13 protein-coding genes and 1 pseudogene are annotated in these 15,880 nt (G+C 69.2%); 9 read left to right on the top strand and 5 right to left on the bottom strand.

Annotated features, from left to right (window positions below):
• The first annotated feature begins 178 nt into the window (after window positions 1-178).
• On the top strand, window positions 179-1,543 hold the full coding sequence (locus AC1DSZ_RS14415) for an ABC1 kinase family protein (RefSeq protein WP_476839035.1): 1,365 nt from the start codon (window positions 179-181) through the stop codon (window positions 1,541-1,543).
• 22 nt (window positions 1,544-1,565) lie between these two features.
• Here the strand turns inward: AC1DSZ_RS14415 and AC1DSZ_RS14410 are convergent, their stop codons facing one another.
• Window positions 1,566-6,404: an NAD-glutamate dehydrogenase gene (locus tag AC1DSZ_RS14410; RefSeq protein ID WP_476839034.1), complete on the bottom strand. Its 4,839-nt coding sequence runs from the start codon at window positions 6,402-6,404 to the stop codon at window positions 1,566-1,568.
• 119 nt (window positions 6,405-6,523) lie between these two features.
• Between AC1DSZ_RS14410 and AC1DSZ_RS14405 the strand changes: the two genes are divergently transcribed.
• The 4 genes and pseudogenes from AC1DSZ_RS14405 to AC1DSZ_RS14390 form a co-directional block, all read left to right on the top strand.
• Window positions 6,524-7,135: a peroxidase-related enzyme gene (locus AC1DSZ_RS14405; RefSeq protein ID WP_476839033.1), complete on the top strand. Its 612-nt coding sequence runs from the start codon at window positions 6,524-6,526 to the stop codon at window positions 7,133-7,135.
• A 96-nt stretch (window positions 7,136-7,231) separates the two neighbouring features.
• Entirely contained in the window at window positions 7,232-8,281 is a 1,050-nt protein-coding gene (locus tag AC1DSZ_RS14400) for an aldo/keto reductase (RefSeq protein WP_476839032.1), read from the top strand.
• A 199-nt stretch (window positions 8,282-8,480) separates the two neighbouring features.
• Window positions 8,481-9,014 (top strand): RNA 2',3'-cyclic phosphodiesterase, encoded by a 534-nt coding sequence (gene thpR, locus AC1DSZ_RS14395; protein WP_476839031.1) that lies wholly within the window; start codon window positions 8,481-8,483, stop codon window positions 9,012-9,014.
• Window positions 9,015-9,088: 74 nt separating this feature from the next.
• Window positions 9,089-9,385: pseudogene (locus tag AC1DSZ_RS14390) on the top strand (4a-hydroxytetrahydrobiopterin dehydratase); the annotation flags it as partial.
• A gap of 7 nt (window positions 9,386-9,392) precedes the next feature.
• Here the strand turns inward: AC1DSZ_RS14390 and AC1DSZ_RS14385 are convergent.
• On the bottom strand, window positions 9,393-10,178 hold the full coding sequence (locus AC1DSZ_RS14385; RefSeq protein WP_476839030.1) for an SDR family NAD(P)-dependent oxidoreductase: 786 nt from the start codon (window positions 10,176-10,178) through the stop codon (window positions 9,393-9,395).
• Between the two features lie 175 nt (window positions 10,179-10,353).
• Between AC1DSZ_RS14385 and AC1DSZ_RS14380 the strand changes: the two genes are divergently transcribed.
• Window positions 10,354-10,749: a YkvA family protein gene (locus AC1DSZ_RS14380; RefSeq protein WP_244643944.1), complete on the top strand. Its 396-nt coding sequence runs from the start codon at window positions 10,354-10,356 to the stop codon at window positions 10,747-10,749.
• On the opposite strand, the gene AC1DSZ_RS14375 is transcribed toward AC1DSZ_RS14380, so the two are convergent.
• Both AC1DSZ_RS14375 and AC1DSZ_RS14370 read right to left on the bottom strand, forming a co-directional pair.
• Entirely contained in the window at window positions 10,746-11,729 is a 984-nt protein-coding gene (locus AC1DSZ_RS14375; protein ID WP_476839029.1) for an NADPH:quinone oxidoreductase family protein, read from the bottom strand. The two genes, AC1DSZ_RS14380 and AC1DSZ_RS14375, sit on opposite strands and share 4 nt — an antisense overlap.
• Before the next feature lie 39 nt (window positions 11,730-11,768).
• Entirely contained in the window at window positions 11,769-12,335 is a 567-nt protein-coding gene (locus AC1DSZ_RS14370; protein ID WP_476839028.1) for a sigma-70 family RNA polymerase sigma factor, read from the bottom strand.
• Between the two features lie 208 nt (window positions 12,336-12,543).
• On the opposite strand from AC1DSZ_RS14370, the gene AC1DSZ_RS14365 reads away from it, so the two are divergent.
• From AC1DSZ_RS14365 to AC1DSZ_RS14355, 3 genes are all read left to right on the top strand, one after another.
• Window positions 12,544-13,245, top strand: a complete 702-nt coding sequence (locus AC1DSZ_RS14365) for an invasion associated locus B family protein (protein ID WP_476839027.1) — start codon at window positions 12,544-12,546, stop codon at window positions 13,243-13,245.
• A 173-nt stretch (window positions 13,246-13,418) separates the two neighbouring features.
• Window positions 13,419-14,666: a dual-specificity RNA methyltransferase RlmN gene (gene rlmN / locus AC1DSZ_RS14360; RefSeq protein ID WP_476839026.1), complete on the top strand. Its 1,248-nt coding sequence runs from the start codon at window positions 13,419-13,421 to the stop codon at window positions 14,664-14,666.
• 3 nt (window positions 14,667-14,669) lie between these two features.
• Window positions 14,670-15,155: a hypothetical protein gene (locus AC1DSZ_RS14355; protein ID WP_476839025.1), complete on the top strand. Its 486-nt coding sequence runs from the start codon at window positions 14,670-14,672 to the stop codon at window positions 15,153-15,155.
• Here AC1DSZ_RS14355 and AC1DSZ_RS14350 read toward each other — a convergent pair.
• On the bottom strand, window positions 15,127-15,774 hold the full coding sequence (locus AC1DSZ_RS14350; RefSeq protein ID WP_476839024.1) for a LysE family translocator: 648 nt from the start codon (window positions 15,772-15,774) through the stop codon (window positions 15,127-15,129). The genes AC1DSZ_RS14355 and AC1DSZ_RS14350 overlap by 29 nt on opposite strands.
• Window positions 15,775-15,880: the final 106 nt, after the last annotated feature.

Raw genomic sequence — 15,880 nt, 5'->3', positions numbered from 1 at the left:
GTCGGTTTGTGGTGTGAGGGCGGCGGCCGCGACAGCGGTTGTGCTGGAGCTTGCGGCCGGCTCGGTGAGCGAGGAAGGCCTCGCGCGCTGGATCCGCGACAACCTGCCCTCCGGCTGACTAGCGCCACGCTCCGGCTGCGCCATCGACAGCGCGCATCAAGCGCCCCATATCCTCCGCATGGCTGATCAAGACGACGAACGGAACCGCTTCTCCGCACGGGCGGCGCGCTATGCGCGGGTGGGGGCGAATGTGGGCGGCGCTGCAGCGCGCATCGCTGGGGCGCGGCTGTTCGGGCGCGACGGCGAGCGCTCAGGCGCGCAGGCGCTGACGCAGGCGCTCGGGGGGCTCAAGGGCCCGCTCATGAAAGTCGCCCAGCTCATGGCGACGATCCCGGACGTGCTGCCGCCCGAATACGCCGAGGAACTCTCCAAGCTGCAGAGCGACGCGCCGCCGATGGGGCCCGCCTTTGTGAAGCGGCGCATGATGGCGGAGCTCGGCGCCGACTGGCAGTCGCGCTTCGGCTCGTTCGAGTTGCGGTCCTCCGCGGCCGCCTCGTTGGGGCAGGTCCACAAGGCGACCGCCAAGGATGGCTCGCTGTTGGCCTGCAAGCTGCAATATCCCGACATGCAGTCGGCCGTGGAGGCGGACCTGCAGCAGCTCGAGCTTCTGTTTTCGCTGCACCGGCGCATGGACCCGGCCATCGACACGCGCGAGATCTCCAAGGAGATCGGCGCGCGGGTGCGCGAGGAGCTCGACTATCGCCGCGAGGCGAAGCACGCCGCGCTCTACGCCGCCATGCTGAAGGACGAGCCGCAGGTGCGTGTGCCGGGCGTCTGGCCGGAGCTGTCGACCGGGCGCCTCCTGACCCTCGACTGGCTCGAGGGCGAGAAGATGCTGAGCTTCAAGCAGCACTCGCTGGTGGAGCGAAATCGCATCGCCACCGCGATGTTCAAGGCATGGTGGACGCCGTTCAGCCGCTTCGGCGTGATCCACGGCGACCCGCATCTCGGCAACTACACGGTGTTTTCGGAAGGCGGCGAGCCGCAGGGCATCAACCTGCTCGATTACGGCTGCATCCGCATCTTCCCGCCGAGCTTCGTGGGCGGTGTAGTCGACCTTTATCGGGGGCTTCTGGAGAACGACCCGGACCGCGTGGTGCACGCCTACGAGGTGTGGGGCTTCAAGGGGCTCACCAAGGAGCTCATCGAAATCCTGAACATCTGGGCTCGGTTCATCTACGGGCCGCTGCTGGACGACCGGGTGCGCACCATTGCGGACAAGGTCAGCCCCGCCGAGTACGGGCGGCGCGAGGCCTTCACGGTGCATAAGGCGCTGAAGGAGAAGGGGCCCGTGCGGGTGCCGCAGGAGTTCGTGTTCATGGACCGCGCCGCCATCGGCCTCGGCGGCGTGTTCCTGCATCTGTCGGCCGAGCTGAATTTCCACCGCCTCTTCGAGGACGCGATGGAAGATTTCGCCCTGCCGGCCGTCGAGGCGCGGCAAGCGCAGGCGCTCGCCGCGGTCGGGCTCAAGCGGCCGGCCTGACGCTCAGGCTCTCGCCTGACCCTCAGGCTCTCACCAGGTCGGCAAGCAGGCTCGCCGCCACGGTGAGCTTGGAAAGCGTCAGGCCCGAGCCGGTCATGCTCTCCACAGCGCCGGCGATCCGCTCGACTGAAGGGCCGCGCTTCTGCGTCCAGGCGTCGATGGCGGCTTCGCCATCCGGCAGGCCGAGCAGGGCGACCTCGCTGGTGAGCGCCCGGTGGGCGGTCTCGATGCCGGCCAGGGCGCGATCCAGCGCGAGCCGGTCGTAGTACTCGGTCGCCGGCACCTCCTGGGCGGCGTTGAACAGCGCCCCAAGCCGGAAGCGGTTGGCCACCGCGAAGTGGATCGCGGCGATCTCGGCCACGGGCCGTCCCACCTTCTCGGCCACGAGCACGATGTCGGGCGCCGCGCCGATGGCGGGCAGAGTGGCAAGGCGCTGGGCCAGCTCCTCGGGCACGCCTTCCTGCACCAGCGCGCCAGCCCGCCGGGCCACGGCTTCGCGGGCGTCCGGGCTGAGCGCCGCGTCACGGGCGCCCTCCACGGCGGCGACCCCGGAGCGGAAGCGGCCCACGACGTCGTCCAGCGAATGCTGCGACCAGTCCACGTGGCGGATGAACCAGACCATGCGCGACAACAGAAGGTCCTGCACGCCGCGATACAGGCGCAGTTGGAGTTCGCCCGAGATGCGGGCGTCGAGGCCGTCGATCGCGGTGTTCAGGGCGAGCAGGTCGAAGCTGTCGCGCGTGGCCGCATAGGCGGCCGCGATGGTGGGCGCGTCCGCGCCGGTCTGGTCGACCAGACGCGTCACCACGGTCGAGCCGCCGCGGTTGACGATCGCGTTGGCGAGTTGCGTGGCGATGATCTCCCGGCGCAGCCGGTGCGTCTCCACCGCATCCGGGAAGCGCTCGACCAGGATCTTCGGGAAATAGCGCACCAGTTCGCGCGACAGATAGGGATCGTCCGGCACGCGGCTGTCCAGCAGCGCGTCATGCAAGGCGAGCTTGGAGTAGGCCAGCAGCACGGCCAGCTCCGGCCGGGTCAGCGCCTCGCCCTTGCGGTCCCGCTCGGCCAGGGTGGCCTCGTCCGGGAGATACTCCACCGTGCGGTCGAGCCGCCCGGCGGCTTCCAGCGTCTGCATCAACCGGCGGGCGAAGCCGAAATCCTCATGGCCGCGCGCCTGAGAGAGGGAGAGCGCAAGCGTCTGCAGGTAGTTGTTGCGAAGCACCAGCAGGCCGACCTCGTCGGTCATCTCGGCGAGCAGGGTCTTGCGGGCGGCGTCGTCGAGGCGACCGTCCCGGACCGGCGGCGCGAGCGCGATCTTGATGTTCACCTCGACGTCGGAGGTGTTCACGCCGGCCGAATTGTCGATCGCGTCCGTGTTCAGGCGAATGCCCTTCTGGGCGGCCTCGATGCGTCCCAGCTGCGTCGCGCCCAGATTGGCGCCTTCGCCGATCACCTTGGCGGCGACCTGCGCGCCGGTGATGCGCACGGCGTCGTTGGCGCGGTCGCCGGCCTGGTCGTCGGTTTCGCTGGAAGCGCGAATGTAGGTGCCGATGCCGCCGAACCACAGCAGGTCGACGGGGGCCTTCAGGATGGCGCGCATGACCTCGGCAGGCGTCGCCTCGGCCTTGTCGAAGCCCAGCACGGCCCGGATCTCGGCCGAGAGCGGGATGGACTTCAGCGAACGCGCGAACACGCCGCCGCCCTGTGAGATCAGCGTCTTGTCGTAGTCCTGCCAGGACGAGCGCGGCAGGGCGAAGAGCCGCTGACGCTCGGCGAATGAGCGCGCGAGATCGGGAGCGGGGTCGAGAAAGATGTCGCGGTGATCGAACGCCGCGACCAGCCGGATCTGCTCGGAGAGCAGCATGCCGTTGCCGAACACGTCGCCCGACATGTCGCCGACGCCCGCCACCGTGAAGGGCGTGGTCTGGATGTCGACGTCGATCTCACGGAAATGGCGTTTCACCGCCTCCCAGGCGCCGCGCGCCGTGATTCCCATGCCCTTGTGGTCGTAGCCGACCGAGCCGCCCGACGCGAAGGCGTCGCCCAGCCAGTGGTGGTGTTCGATCGAGAGACCGTTGGCGATGTCCGAGAAGGTCGCGGTGCCCTTGTCGGCCGCCACCACCAGATAGGGATCGTCGCCGTCGTGCCGCACCGTGTCGGCCGGCGGGACGATGCGGTCGTCCACGATGTTGTCCGTGAGGTCGAGCAGCGTGCCGACGAACTCCTTGTAGGCGGCGACGCCCTCGGCCATCCAGGCTTGCCGGTCGGACGGCGGCGGCAGGTGCTTGGGCACGAAGCCGCCCTTGGCGCCCACCGGCACGATCACGGCGTTCTTGACCTGCTGCGCCTTCACGAGGCCCAGCACCTCGGTGCGGAAGTCCTGGCGTCGGTCGGACCAGCGCAGGCCGCCACGCGCGACCTTGCCGAAGCGCAGGTGGACGCCTTCGACGCGGGGCGAGTGCACGCAGATCTCATAAAGCGGCCGGGGCAGCGGCAGGCCGTCGATCCGGTGGCTGTCGAACTTGAACGCGATCGGGATGCGAGCCTTGCCGTTCGGCCCGAGCTGGAAGAACGAGGTGCGCAGCGACGCCTCGATCAGGTTCACGAAGCTGCGCAGGATGCGATCCTCGTCGAGGCTGTCGATGGCCTCGAGGCCGGCCTCGATCCTGCCGCGGATCTCCCTCTGGCGTTCGTCGCGGCCCGTCGCCGCCTCGGGCCGCGGATCGAAGCGCGCGTAGATGAGCTCCACCAGCAGGCCAGCCAGGCCGGCGTGCTTGGCCAGCGTCGTCCACATGTAGTCCTGGCTGAACGGCGCGCGGGCCTGCTGCAGGAAGCGCGACAGCGTGCGGAGCGCCGCGACGTCGCGCCAGCCAAGGCCCGCTTCGAGAACCAGCGCGTTGTAGCCGTCCGATTCGGCCAGGCCGCGGAACAGCGCCATCAGGGCGGCTTCGAGCTTCGGCTTCAGGGCGGCAACGTCGATCGCGCCTCCCTGGAAGCGCTCCAGCGCCATGTCGTGCATCCAGACCCGCCCGGCCTCCGACGCGCCGTCGGGCTCGACCCTGTAGGTCCGCTCGTTCAGCACCCGGAAGCCCAAGTTCTCCAGCAGCGGCACACGCTCGGAGAGGGGCAGGGGCTTGCCGTAGGCGAAGACCTTCAGGTTGACGCGGGTCTCGTCGTCGTTGTCGCGGCGCTCCACCCGAACGGCGCGCGGATTGGCGTCGTCGAGGCGTTCCAGAACCTGGATGTCCGCGATGGCCTGCGCGGGCCCGAACGCCTCGCGATAGGCGGCCGAGAACGCGCCGGCGAAGCGGGAGGCGACGCCGCGGGCTCGCGAGCCCTCCATGGCGTCCCCGAGGGCGTCCGCGAGCTGGTCGCTCCAGGTGCGCACCACCGCGTTCACGGCGTCCTCGAGCGCGCCCCGTTCGATGGCGGGCGTCTTACCCTCGTCGCGCCCGATGATGTAGTGCGTGCGCGCCAGCGGCCCTTCCGGATAGGCCGGATAGGCGGCCGAGAGCCGGCCCTTGAACATTTGCGCGAGCAGCTGGCCGACCCGGTTGCGCACCTGCGTGTCGTAGCGGTCCTTCGGGATGTAGACGAGCACGGAGACGAAACGGTCGAAGCGGTCCGGCCGGGCCAGCACGCGGACGCGCGGGCGCTCGTAGAGGGTCAGGATGTCGGTGGCGAAGCGCAGCAGCTGGTCGACGCCGACCTGGAACAGCTCGTCGCGCGGGTAGCTCTCCAGCACGTTGAGAAGCGCCCGGCCGGAATAGCTGGCCGGGTCGAAGCCGGCGCGGCGGATCACCTGCGCGACCTTGTGGCGGACATACGGGATCGCGCCGGTGGTTTCCGTGTAGGCGGACGACGTGAACAGCCCCACGACGCGCAGTTCGCCCGACAGCAGCCCGTCCGGGGTGAACAGCTTGACGCCCACATAGTCGAGATGGACGCGGCGATGCACCCGCGATTTCACGCTCGCCTTGGTGACGATGAGCGGCGCGGGCTCCTTCAGAAAGGCCCGGATCTCGGGCGTCATGGTGACGAGCTCGCGGCCTCGACGCAGCACCTTCACGTTCGGGTCGGCCAGAATGCCGAGACCGCTGCCCTCGACCGGATCGGCGGCGGAATCGCCCTCCGGCATGCGGTATTCGCGCAAGCCCAGCAGGGTGAAATTGTCGGCCGCGAGCCAATCCAGGAAAGCGATGGCCTCCGCGATCTCGTCGCCCGGCAAGGGCGGGGGATTGCTGCGGTAGGAGTGGATCGCCTCGGCGACGCGCCCGCGCATGGCGGCCCAATCCTGCACGGCGACGCGGACGTCGCCATAGACGAGCCCGAGCGCCTCGGCGAGCCGCTGGCGCGCCTCCTCGCCGTCGAGGCGATCGACATGAACCTGGATCAGGCTCTCGCGCCGGGCGCCGGGCTGGCCACCCGCCATCGCCTCACCGGCGAAGCGCACCAGCCGGCCTTCGGCGTCGCGCTCCACGGCCACGATGGGATGGGTGACGAAGCGAATCGTGAGGCCGCGCTCGGTCAGCTCCGCCAGGGTGGAGTCGAGCAGAAACGGCATGTTGTCGTTGAGCGCTTCCAGAACGGTGATGTCCCGCTCGTGGCCGCCGATCTCGACCCGGCGGTCGGTGAAGCGAATGTCCTCCCGGCCCTGCCGGCGCGGGGCGGAGAGATGCTCGAAGGCGCTCGCCGCAAAGCTCGCCAGGTCGGCGGGCGAATACAGCGCCAGGTCTTCCGGCGACACGCGTGCGAACAGGGCTTCGACGAACCCTTCCGGAACGGACGCTCCCGCCGCCGGGAGGGCCTCGACCACAGCGGATACAAGCCCTTGGCGCCCATCCCGGTCGCGCTTCAGCATGTCGATCTCCCCTCGCGGCATTGTTCCGGAGCCGTTTGCGTCGGCCCCGGTGGTTCGGCCATGCTAGGCACGGTCTGGTTGCGAAGCCATGACGGATTTTGGGCGTCGAGGAGAAGAATATGTCGAAAAACAAGCCTCAGACCGGGGAAAACCCGCGTCGGCAGGACGGGACGCCGCGCGTGATGGCGCTGGACCTTCCCCGCGCTGAGCTCAGCGAACCGATGCAGGCCTATTTCGACAAGTGCCAGGAGAAGATCGGCTTCGTCCCGAACGTCTTGGCCGCCTATGCGCATGACAACGCCAAGCTGGAGGCCTTCGCGGCGCTCTACAACGACCTGATGCTCGCGCCGTCCGGCTTGTCAAAACTGGAGCGCGAGATGATCGCGGTGGCGGTCTCGGCCGAAAACCGCTGCTTCTACTGTCTCACCGCACATGGCGCCGCGGTGCGGCAGCTCTCGGGCGATCCGGTCCTCGGCGAACTGATGGTGATGAACTGGCGGGCTGCGGATCTTTCCGCGCGTCATCGCGCCATGCTGGTGTTCGCATCCAGGATGACGCGCGCATCGCACGAGATCGTCGAGGACGACAGGCAGGCGCTGCGCGACGCCGGCTTCGGCGAGCGCGACATCTGGGACATCGCCGCGGTGGCGTCGTTCTTCAATATGTCGAACAGAATGGCGTCCGCGGTCGACATGCGTCCAAACGCCGAATACCACGCTCAGGCGCGGTAAAGCGCGGAGCGCGGCGGCGGCACGGGCGAGGGTCTGGCGCCCCGGGCTTTTCCGTGCTTCAAGCCGGCTCCTTTCGACGCATCTCCGGAGTTCGCCATGGAAACCCGCCCTCTCGGCCGCACCGGCCTGCAGGTCAGCCTCCTGTGTCTCGGCACCATGACGTGGGGGCAGCAGAACACCGAGGCCGAGGGCCACGAGCAGATGGACTATGCGCTCGACCAGGGCGTGAACTTCTTCGACACCGCCGAGCTCTACTCGATCCCGCCGAGCGCGGACACGCAGGGCTCGACCGAGCGCATCATCGGCACGTGGTTCCAGTCCCGCGGCTCGCGCGACAAGGTGATCCTGGCCTCCAAGGTCATCGGCCGCAGCGTCATGGACTGGTTCCGGGACGGCCGCATCCCGGGCGAGCTCAACCGGGCGCAGATGACGGAAGCGCTGGAGAAGAGCCTGAAGCGCCTGCAGACCGACTATATCGACCTCTACCAGCTCCACTGGCCGGACCGCCCGCTGCCCTGGGGCGGCAACCCAACCGTTTATCGCCACCAGGACTATGTCGGCCCCGAGAACCCGATCGAGCAGATCCTCGAGGTGCTGGGCGACTTCGTGAAGGCGGGCAAGATCCGCCATATCGGGCTCTCCAACGAGAGCGCGTGGGGGACGATGAAGTTCGTGCAGGTGTCGGAAGCGCGCGGCTTGCCGCGCGTCGCTTCGGTGCAGAACGCCTACAACCTCGTGAACCGCACCTACGAGACCGCCCTGGCCGAAATCTCGATGCGCGAGCAGGTGGGCCTGCTCGCCTACTCGCCGCTGGCGCAGGGCTATCTCACCGGCAAGTACCTGAACGGCGCGCGGCCGGAAGGCTCGCGCACGACGCTGTTCAACCGCGGCCAGCGCTACGAAAAACCCGGCGCCGAGATCGCGTTGGCCAAATACGTCGCGCTCGCGAAGGACTGGAGCCTCGATCCTGCGCAGATGGCGCTGGCCTTCGTGAACTCGCGTCCGTTCCTGGCCTCCAACATTATCGGGGCCACGCGCATGGAGCAGTTGAAGACCGACATCGCCTCCGTGAACGTCAAGCTGGCGCCGGAGCTGCTGGAGCAGATCGATGCGATCCACCAGGTCCACATGAACCCCTGCCCGTAGCGTACGAGGACGCAACCACGGGCGCGTGTTTGGCATTCCGCTTGCGAAGGCGGACGCCAAACATGTCACGCCGACAGCGATTGAGAATCACGCCGGCCTTGCTCATTCTGGGTCGGCGTGGAGAACTCGGGCGTTCTTCGCGCCCGTATCGACCGTCCCGCCCGGCGCTTTGCGCCGCGCTTCTCCTTGGGAGGGCAGGATGCCGCGTCTCTTCACCGGCCTCGAGGTGCCGCCCGAAATCGCCAGCGCGCTGGCCAGCCTGCGGGGAGGGCTCGTGGGAGCCCGCTGGATCGACGTGGAGAACTACCACGTCACCCTGCGCTTCATGGGCGACATCGACGACCATTATGCCCGCGACGTCTACCACATGCTCGCCGACGTCCGGCGGCGGCCGATCACGCTGACGATCGACGGCCTGACCACATTCGGGGGCGACAAGCCCCGGGCGCTGGTGGCGCGCATCAAGCCCGAGCAGGCGCTGATCGAGTTCCAGGCCGAGCAGGAGCGCATCGTCCGGCGGGCCGGCCTTCCGCCCGAGAAGCGCAAGTTCACCCCGCATGTGACGCTGGCGCGCCTGCGCGACACGACGCCCTGGCACGTGGCCGATTTCCTGGCCGGGCAGGGCCACGTGCCGTCGCGCAGCTTCACGGCGAACCGCTTCGTGCTGTTCTCGTCGCGCGCGTCCACGGGCGGCGGCCCCTACGTGGTGGAAGCCGCCTATCCGCTCGGTTGAGCGTTCATAGATGATGCGCGAGGGCTGGACCTTCGGGCCGTGCGCGCCACCTCTCGGGTGAGAACCGGGAGGATGGCATGGCGACGCGATTGGGAGACGACGAACGCAGGCAGGCGCTGGAGCATCTCACCGGCTGGGCGATGGCGGAGGGCCGCGAGGCGATCCAGCGACGCTACGTGTTCCGGGACTTCAGCGAGGCGTTCGGCTTCATGACCCGCGTGGCGCTGGCGGCCGAGCGGATGGACCATCATCCCGAGTGGTCCAACGTCTACAAGACCGTCGACGTGACGCTCACGACGCATGACGCCGGCGGCCTCACCGAGCTCGACGTGAAGCTGGCGCAAACCATGGACCGGCTGGCCGGCAAATAGCCGCAGGCTATTTCGGCTGCATGCGCAGGGCGCCGTCGAGGCGGATCGCCGTGCCGTTGAGCATGTCGTTGTTGATGATGGTCCGCACCATCGCGGCGTATTCCTCCGGCCGACCGAGCCGGGACGGAAAGGGAATGCCGGCTTCCAGCGACTTGCGGATGTCGTCCGGCACGCTCTCGAACATGGGCGTGTGGAACAGGCCCGGCATGATGGTCATCACCCGGATGCCGTAGCCGGCGAGATCGCGCGCGATCGGCAGCGTCATGCCGACCACGCCGCCCTTGGACGCCGAATAGGCGGCCTGGCCGATCTGTCCGTCCTCGGCCGCGACCGAGGCCGTGCAGACGATGACGCCGCGGCCGCCGTCCGGGGTGACGGGCTCCAGCCCGGCCATGGCGGCCGAGCTCTTGGCGATCATCCCGAAGGTGCCGGCCAGGTTCACGGCGAGCGCCTTGGCGAAGGTCGCCATGTCGTGGGGGACGAATTCGCCGGTGTCGCGCTTCTTCGACACCGTGCGCTTGCCGGGCGCGATGCCGGCGCAGTTCACCAGGATGCGCTCGACCCCGTGGGCGGCGCGGGCCTTGGCGATGGCGGCGTCCACGGACGCTTCGTCGGATACGTCAGCCATGCAGAACACGCCGCCAAGTTCGCGGGCGACGGCCTCGCCGCGCGCCTCGTTCATGTCGAACACTGCGACCCGCGCGCCCTGGGCGGCGAGCATGCGGGCCGTGGCCTCGCCCAGACCGGAGGCGGCGCCGGTGACGATGGCGGCTGTGGCGGCGTCGATCTTCATGGCGGCGTCTCCCGGGGCGTTTCTTGGCGCTGCGATTTCTAGCCGCATCCCGGCCTTCCCGAAAGGGTCGCGGCCGTGCGGAGGCTCCCACCTCCTTGTGCGCCGGATCATCGGGGCCATCTATGGGGGCGTGCGCGCGGCACTCCCCCCAACCGCCCGCGCCCTGGAGGCGACCATGACGCAGACGTCCGACGAGTGGCTGGGCCGGCCGCTGAACAAGGCCGAGATGGAGGCCATGCGCCGCGCCGCCCGCGACGAGAAGGGCGTGTTCGCGGATACGCTGCGGTTGCTGAAGCGCGTGGGCAAGAACATCCCCTTCGCGGAGGACGTTCTGGCCGCCTATTATTGCGCCCTAGACCCCAGCACCGAACGGCGCGTGAAGCTGATCCTGGCCGGCGCCCTGGCGTATTTCGTGATGCCGTTCGACGTGCTGCCCGACATCATGCCGCTGATCGGCTTCACGGACGACGCGGCCGTGATCGCAACCGCGATCGCGAGCGTGTCGCGGGCGATCAAGCCCGAGCACCGCGACCGCGCCAAGGAGGCGCTCGGCAAGGAACTCGGGGCCTAGGCCCCGTCCATCCGCACCACGACCTTGCCGGCCGCCTTGCGGTCGGCAAGCAGACGGATGCCCTGGCCGGTTTCGGCCAGCGGCAAAACATTCGAGACCAGCGCCTTCACGCGCCCCTCTACCGCCCAGGCGAAGATGGAGCGGATGTTGACCGCGTTCTGCACCGGCTCCTTGTCCGCGAAGGCGCCCCAGAACACGCCCTGGACATCGCAGCCTTTCAGCAGTATCAGGTTGAGCGGGATGCGCGGAATATCGCCGGCCGCGAAGCCCACGACCAGGAAACGGCCGCGCCACGCGATGGCGCGCAGGGCCGCCTCCGACAGGTCGCCGCCGACCGGGTCGTAGACGACGTCTACGCCCTTGCCGCCGGTGAGGCGCTTCAGACCTTCCTTCAGGTCTTCCTTGGAATAGTCGAGCGTCTCGGTCGCGCCGTGCTGGCGCGCCAAAGCGAGCTTCTCGGGCGAGGACGCGCAGGCGATCACACGCGCGCCCATGATGGCGCCGAGCTCGACCGCCGCGAGGCCGACGCCGCCCGACGCGCCGAGCACCGCCAGCGTTTCGCCAGGCTGGAGCTTGGCGCGATCCTGCAAGGCGTGCAGCGATGTGCCGTAGGTGACGAGCAGCCCCGCCGCGGCCTCGTCGGACAGGCCGTCCGGCACCGGAATGAGCCGCCCGGCCGGCGCGACCACCTTGGTGCGGCACGCGCCATAGCCGACATAGCCGGCGACGCGATGGCCGACCGTCAGCCCGGTGACGCCCTCGCCCAGCGCGCTGATGCGGCCGGCGAACTCCGCGCCGGGCGAAAAGGGCAGCTCGGGCTTCACCTGATAGCGGTTCTGGATGATCAGCGTGTCGAAGAAGTTCAGCGCCGCGCAGGCGACATCCACGACGACCTGCCCGGGGCCGGGCGTCGGATCCGGGAGTTCCTCGACGACGAGGCTTTCGGGCGGCCCGAAAGCGCGGCACAGAACGGCGCGCATGAACGTCTCCTGGTGAGTGAGGCTGGTTGCGCGGGGGCGCTATCCGGCTTCAAGGACGCCGTCAGCCTCGAGGGTCTTTCGCAATCGGCCAAAGGCCAAGCGGATTCGGGACTTCACGGTTCCAAGCGGCAGGTTGGCCCGCTCGGCGATCTCGCTGTGCGAGAGGCCTTCATAGAAGGCGAGCCGCACGAGATCGAGCTGCTCGGCCGGCAGGCTGCGCATGGCGATTCGAAGCCTTTCCTCGCGCTGCTGCAGGTCCAGCATGCGGTCGGTCTGCGGATCCTCGGCGACGTCGAGCTCGGCGTCGAGAGGGTCCATGAATTCGACGCGGTCACGCCGCAGGCCGTCGATGCGCCTGTTGCGGGCGATGCGGTAGAGCCAGGTGGGCACGGAGGACTTGGCGGCGTCGAACTGCTCGGCCTTGCGCCACAAGGTGACGAGCACCTCCTGGGTCAGCTCCTCGGCCGCGCCGGCGTCGGTGCCGAGGCGCGTCAGATAGGCGTTCAGGCGCGGCGCGAAATAGTCGAAAAGCTTCGCAAACGCCTCACGATCGCGCCGCTCGGCGACGGCGGCGACAAGGGCCGCCAATTCTTCGTGGGACGTCAACGCGGTGGCTCTGTCTCTTCCGCGATCTCAAATGCAGCGGCAGGCCTGGCTTGGCGCGGGCCGCGGATCGCGATCGCATGTTCGCATGTCCGGCGGCGTCGCGAAACAGAACTCGTCCGCAAAATGCGCGAAAGTCGGCGTCATGCCGTGTTCACGCCGCCATTCGTGGCGATTGATCATTCTAGCGCCGCGCTGCAGGCGAGGTAACATGACGCCCATGATTCGATCAGTCTCCCTGCGTTCGCCCCTCGTGATCTCCGTGCTCGCCGCCGCGCTCTGGTCGGGCTCCGCCCTGGCCCAGGACGCGAAGCCCGCAGCCAAGCCTGCGCCCAAGCTGCCGGCAGGCGCGCTCGGCGCGAAGCCCGCGCCGGCGAAGCCGGGCGCTTCGGCGAAGCCCGCGGCCCCGGCGAGCGCCGCCAAGTCCGGCGCGGCCAAGCCGGGAGCCAAGCCGGCGGTTGCGCCCGGCGGCGGACAGCCCGTGCAGCTCGAGGTATACGGCGACTGGGGCGCCTACGCGTCCACGACCGCCAAGGGCAAGGTCTGCTACGCGCTGGCCCAGCCCAAGGATCGCCAGCCGAAGTCCCTGCAGCGGGACCCGGGCTACCTGTTCATCGCCACGCGGCCGTCAGAGGGCGTGCGCAACGAGGTCAGCATGGTGCTGGGCTTCGTCACGCAGGACGGCGGCGACGGCAAGGCGGCGATCGGCAATGCGAGCTTCGCGCTCGTCACCAAGGGCAACGCGGCGTGGGTGAAGAACGCGGCCGAGGACGCCGCCTTCGTGGACGCCATGCGGCGCGGCCAGAGCCTCACCATCGAGGCGAAGTCCAAGCGCGGGAACAGCTCCACCGACCGCTACGTGCTGGCCGGCCTCACGCAGGCGCTGGACCGCGTGAAAAAGGAATGCCCCTGAGCTGACGCGCCGTCCGAGCGTAGCCGCGGGGGCCCGACCGGGCTCCGCCGCATTGGGGCCATCTTGGCCCCGCATAGGATTTCGCACGCACCTATGTTAGGGGATCGGCCGGCTGGCGCATGCGCCAGGCCGCCGTTTTCGCCGTTGGGGCGCCTGCGCGCCGGATCCGGACCATGACCGCCATTACGCTCGACCTTTCCCGGGCCAAGCCCGTCGACATGCCTGCGCCCGCCGTCGCGGCGGGCAAGCGCTCGCTCGTGGGCGTGACCCGCGCGGGGCTCGCCGAGGCCCTCGCGAGCGCGGGCGTGCCCGAGCGTGAGGTGCGCATGCGCGCCGGCCAGCTCTGGCACTGGATCTACTTCCGCGGCGCGCGGGACTTCGAGGCCATGACCAATGTGGGCAAGGGCCTCAGGCAGGCGCTGGCCGAGCGGTTCACGCTGGAGCGGCCCGAGATCGTGTCCGAGCAGGTGTCGGTCGACGGCACCCGCAAGTGGCTGCTGCGCATGCCGTCGACCGGCCCGCATGATCGCGGCGCCGAGATCGAGGCGGTCTACATTCCCGAATCCGACCGCGGAACGCTGTGCGTCTCGTCGCAGGTCGGCTGCACGCTCACCTGCACGTTCTGCCACACGGGCACGCAGAAGCTGGTCCGCAACCTCACCACGGCCGAAATCGTCGCGCAGCTCATCGTAGCCCGCGACGCGCTGGGCGAGTGGCCGGGCGGCGTCCGGCCGACGGACGGGTTGGTGCCGGACGTGGAGCGCGCGATCACCAACGTCGTGCTGATGGGCATGGGCGAGCCGCTTTACAATTTCGAGAACGTCCGCGACGCCATGGACGTGGTGTCGGACGGCGAAGGCCTGTCGCTTTCCAAGCGCCGCATCACGCTGTCGACCTCCGGCGTCGTGCCGATGATCGAGCGCGCCGGCTCGGAGATCGGCTCGATGCTGGCGATCTCGCTGCACGCCGTGCGCGACGACCTGCGCAACGAGCTCGTGCCGCTCAACAAGAAATATCCCATCCGCGACCTGCTGGAAGCGTGCCGCACCTATCCGGGCCTCAGCAATGCGCGCCGCATCACGTTCGAGTACGTGATGCTGAAGGGCGTCAACGACAGCCTGTCGGATGCGCGCGAGCTGGTGCGGCTGCTGAAGGGCATTCCGGCCAAGATCAACCTGATCCCGTTCAACCCCTGGCCGGGCACGAAGTACGAGTGCTCCGACTGGGAGCAGATCGAGGCGTTCTCGGAGGTGGTGTTCCGGGCCGGCTATGCGTCGCCGGTGCGAACCCCGCGTGGGCGCGACATCCTGGCGGCCTGCGGCCAGCTCAAGAGCGAAACCGAGAAGCTGCGCGCGCGGGCCCGGCTGATGCTGGACAGCGGCATCGGGGCCGAGGGGATGTTCGTCTCGCAGGAGAGCTGAGCCATGCGCCGCCTCGTTCTGGGTCTTTTCGGGCTCGTGCTGGCCATCCCGGCCGGAGCGCTGTTCCTGGTGATCGGCGGCCTTGCCGTGCCGGAGACGCGGGAGCTGGCGGCGGACCTGACGCTCACGAGCGTGTTCGCGCTCTTCGCCGCGCTCCTGAACGCCGAGGGGCCCGATACCGTCTGGGCGGTCGCGGCCGGCGCCTTCTGGGCGCTCACCACGGCGCTGCTGGTGTTGCCGCCGGTGCTCACGGCGCTGATCGGCGCCGCCGCCGGGCTCAGCTCCTATGTCTGGTACGCCGGCGGAGCGGGCTTGCTCACCATCGCGATCGCGTGGTTCGGCCGGGCGAGCGGGGCGACGCTGGACAGCGCGGACGTGAAGCTTCTGTCGCTGCTGTTTCTCACCGGCGCGGTTGCGGGCTTCGTCTACTGGGCGGTGGCGGGCCGCGACATGGGCCCGGTCAACGACCCTGCGTCAGCAAGAGCCTGAGCGCGAAGCCGCCCATCACGCCGGCGAAACCAAGGTCGAAGGCCCGCATCATCTTGCGGGAGCGGCGCATATAGGCCGTGAAGCGCTCGGCCGTCAGCACGATCGCGAAAGCGACCGGGACGCCCACCACCAGGAACCAGACGCCAAGGAACACCATCTTGCCGGCGGCGTGCGGATCCGTGGGCTCGACGAATTGCGGCAGGAACGTCACGAAGAACAGCACCACCTTCGGATTGGTGAGGTTGATGCCGAGTCCCGTCAGGAACACCGCGAAGGCGTTCCTCGATGCGCCGTCATCCGGCGCGACATGAAAGGCCGAGCCGTGGCGGAGCGACTGCCAGGCGAGCCAGAGCAGGTAGACCGCGCCGACGATCTTCGCTGCCGTGAACGCCGTCGTGGAAGCGGCCAGCAAGGCGGATAGGCCCAATCCGGCCAGCAGCGCGTGGATGACCACGCCCGTGGAGCAGCCCGCCACCGTGGCGAAGCCCGCGCGGCGGCCGCCCGCCAGCGTGCGCGCCAGCATCAGCCCCATGTCGGGGCCCGGCGTGATGGCGAGCAGGAAGCTCGCGCCCGTGAAGGCCAGCAGGGTGGCGGCGGAGGGTACGAAGTCGATCGACATGCGCGGGCTCAGGTTCAGCTGTCGCGGACCGTAGGAGCCCGGAGCCCGGCGCGCCACCCGTTTTCCGCCGCGCCTCACCGACCAACAATCGACGGGCTCTCCCGCC

The organism is Alsobacter sp. P4_H11 (assembly GCF_056400925.1).
The sequence above is the reverse complement of the archived record's forward strand: the minus strand, read 5'-3'. Positions and strand labels throughout refer to the sequence as shown.

Bases quoted from the DNA above. Each gene is read 5' to 3' on its own strand.
- AC1DSZ_RS14380 (WP_244643944.1), top strand. From the start codon at position 10,354: ATGACGCAGACGTCCGACGAGTGGCTGGGCCGGCCGCTGAACAAGGCC.
- AC1DSZ_RS14410 (WP_476839034.1), bottom strand. From the start codon at position 6,404: ATGCTGAAGCGCGACCGGGATGGGCGCCAAGGGCTTGTATCCGCTGTG.
- AC1DSZ_RS14400 (WP_476839032.1), top strand. From the start codon at position 7,232: ATGGAAACCCGCCCTCTCGGCCGCACCGGCCTGCAGGTCAGCCTCCTG.
- AC1DSZ_RS14355 (WP_476839025.1), top strand. From the start codon at position 14,670: ATGCGCCGCCTCGTTCTGGGTCTTTTCGGGCTCGTGCTGGCCATCCCG.
- AC1DSZ_RS14385 (WP_476839030.1), bottom strand. From the start codon at position 10,178: ATGAAGATCGACGCCGCCACAGCCGCCATCGTCACCGGCGCCGCCTCC.
- rlmN (WP_476839026.1), top strand. From the start codon at position 13,419: ATGACCGCCATTACGCTCGACCTTTCCCGGGCCAAGCCCGTCGACATG.
- AC1DSZ_RS14415 (WP_476839035.1), top strand. From the start codon at position 179: ATGGCTGATCAAGACGACGAACGGAACCGCTTCTCCGCACGGGCGGCG.
- AC1DSZ_RS14375 (WP_476839029.1), bottom strand. From the start codon at position 11,729: ATGCGCGCCGTTCTGTGCCGCGCTTTCGGGCCGCCCGAAAGCCTCGTC.
- thpR (WP_476839031.1), top strand. From the start codon at position 8,481: ATGCCGCGTCTCTTCACCGGCCTCGAGGTGCCGCCCGAAATCGCCAGC.
- AC1DSZ_RS14405 (WP_476839033.1), top strand. From the start codon at position 6,524: ATGTCGAAAAACAAGCCTCAGACCGGGGAAAACCCGCGTCGGCAGGAC.
- AC1DSZ_RS14350 (WP_476839024.1), bottom strand. From the start codon at position 15,774: ATGTCGATCGACTTCGTACCCTCCGCCGCCACCCTGCTGGCCTTCACG.
- AC1DSZ_RS14365 (WP_476839027.1), top strand. From the start codon at position 12,544: ATGACGCCCATGATTCGATCAGTCTCCCTGCGTTCGCCCCTCGTGATC.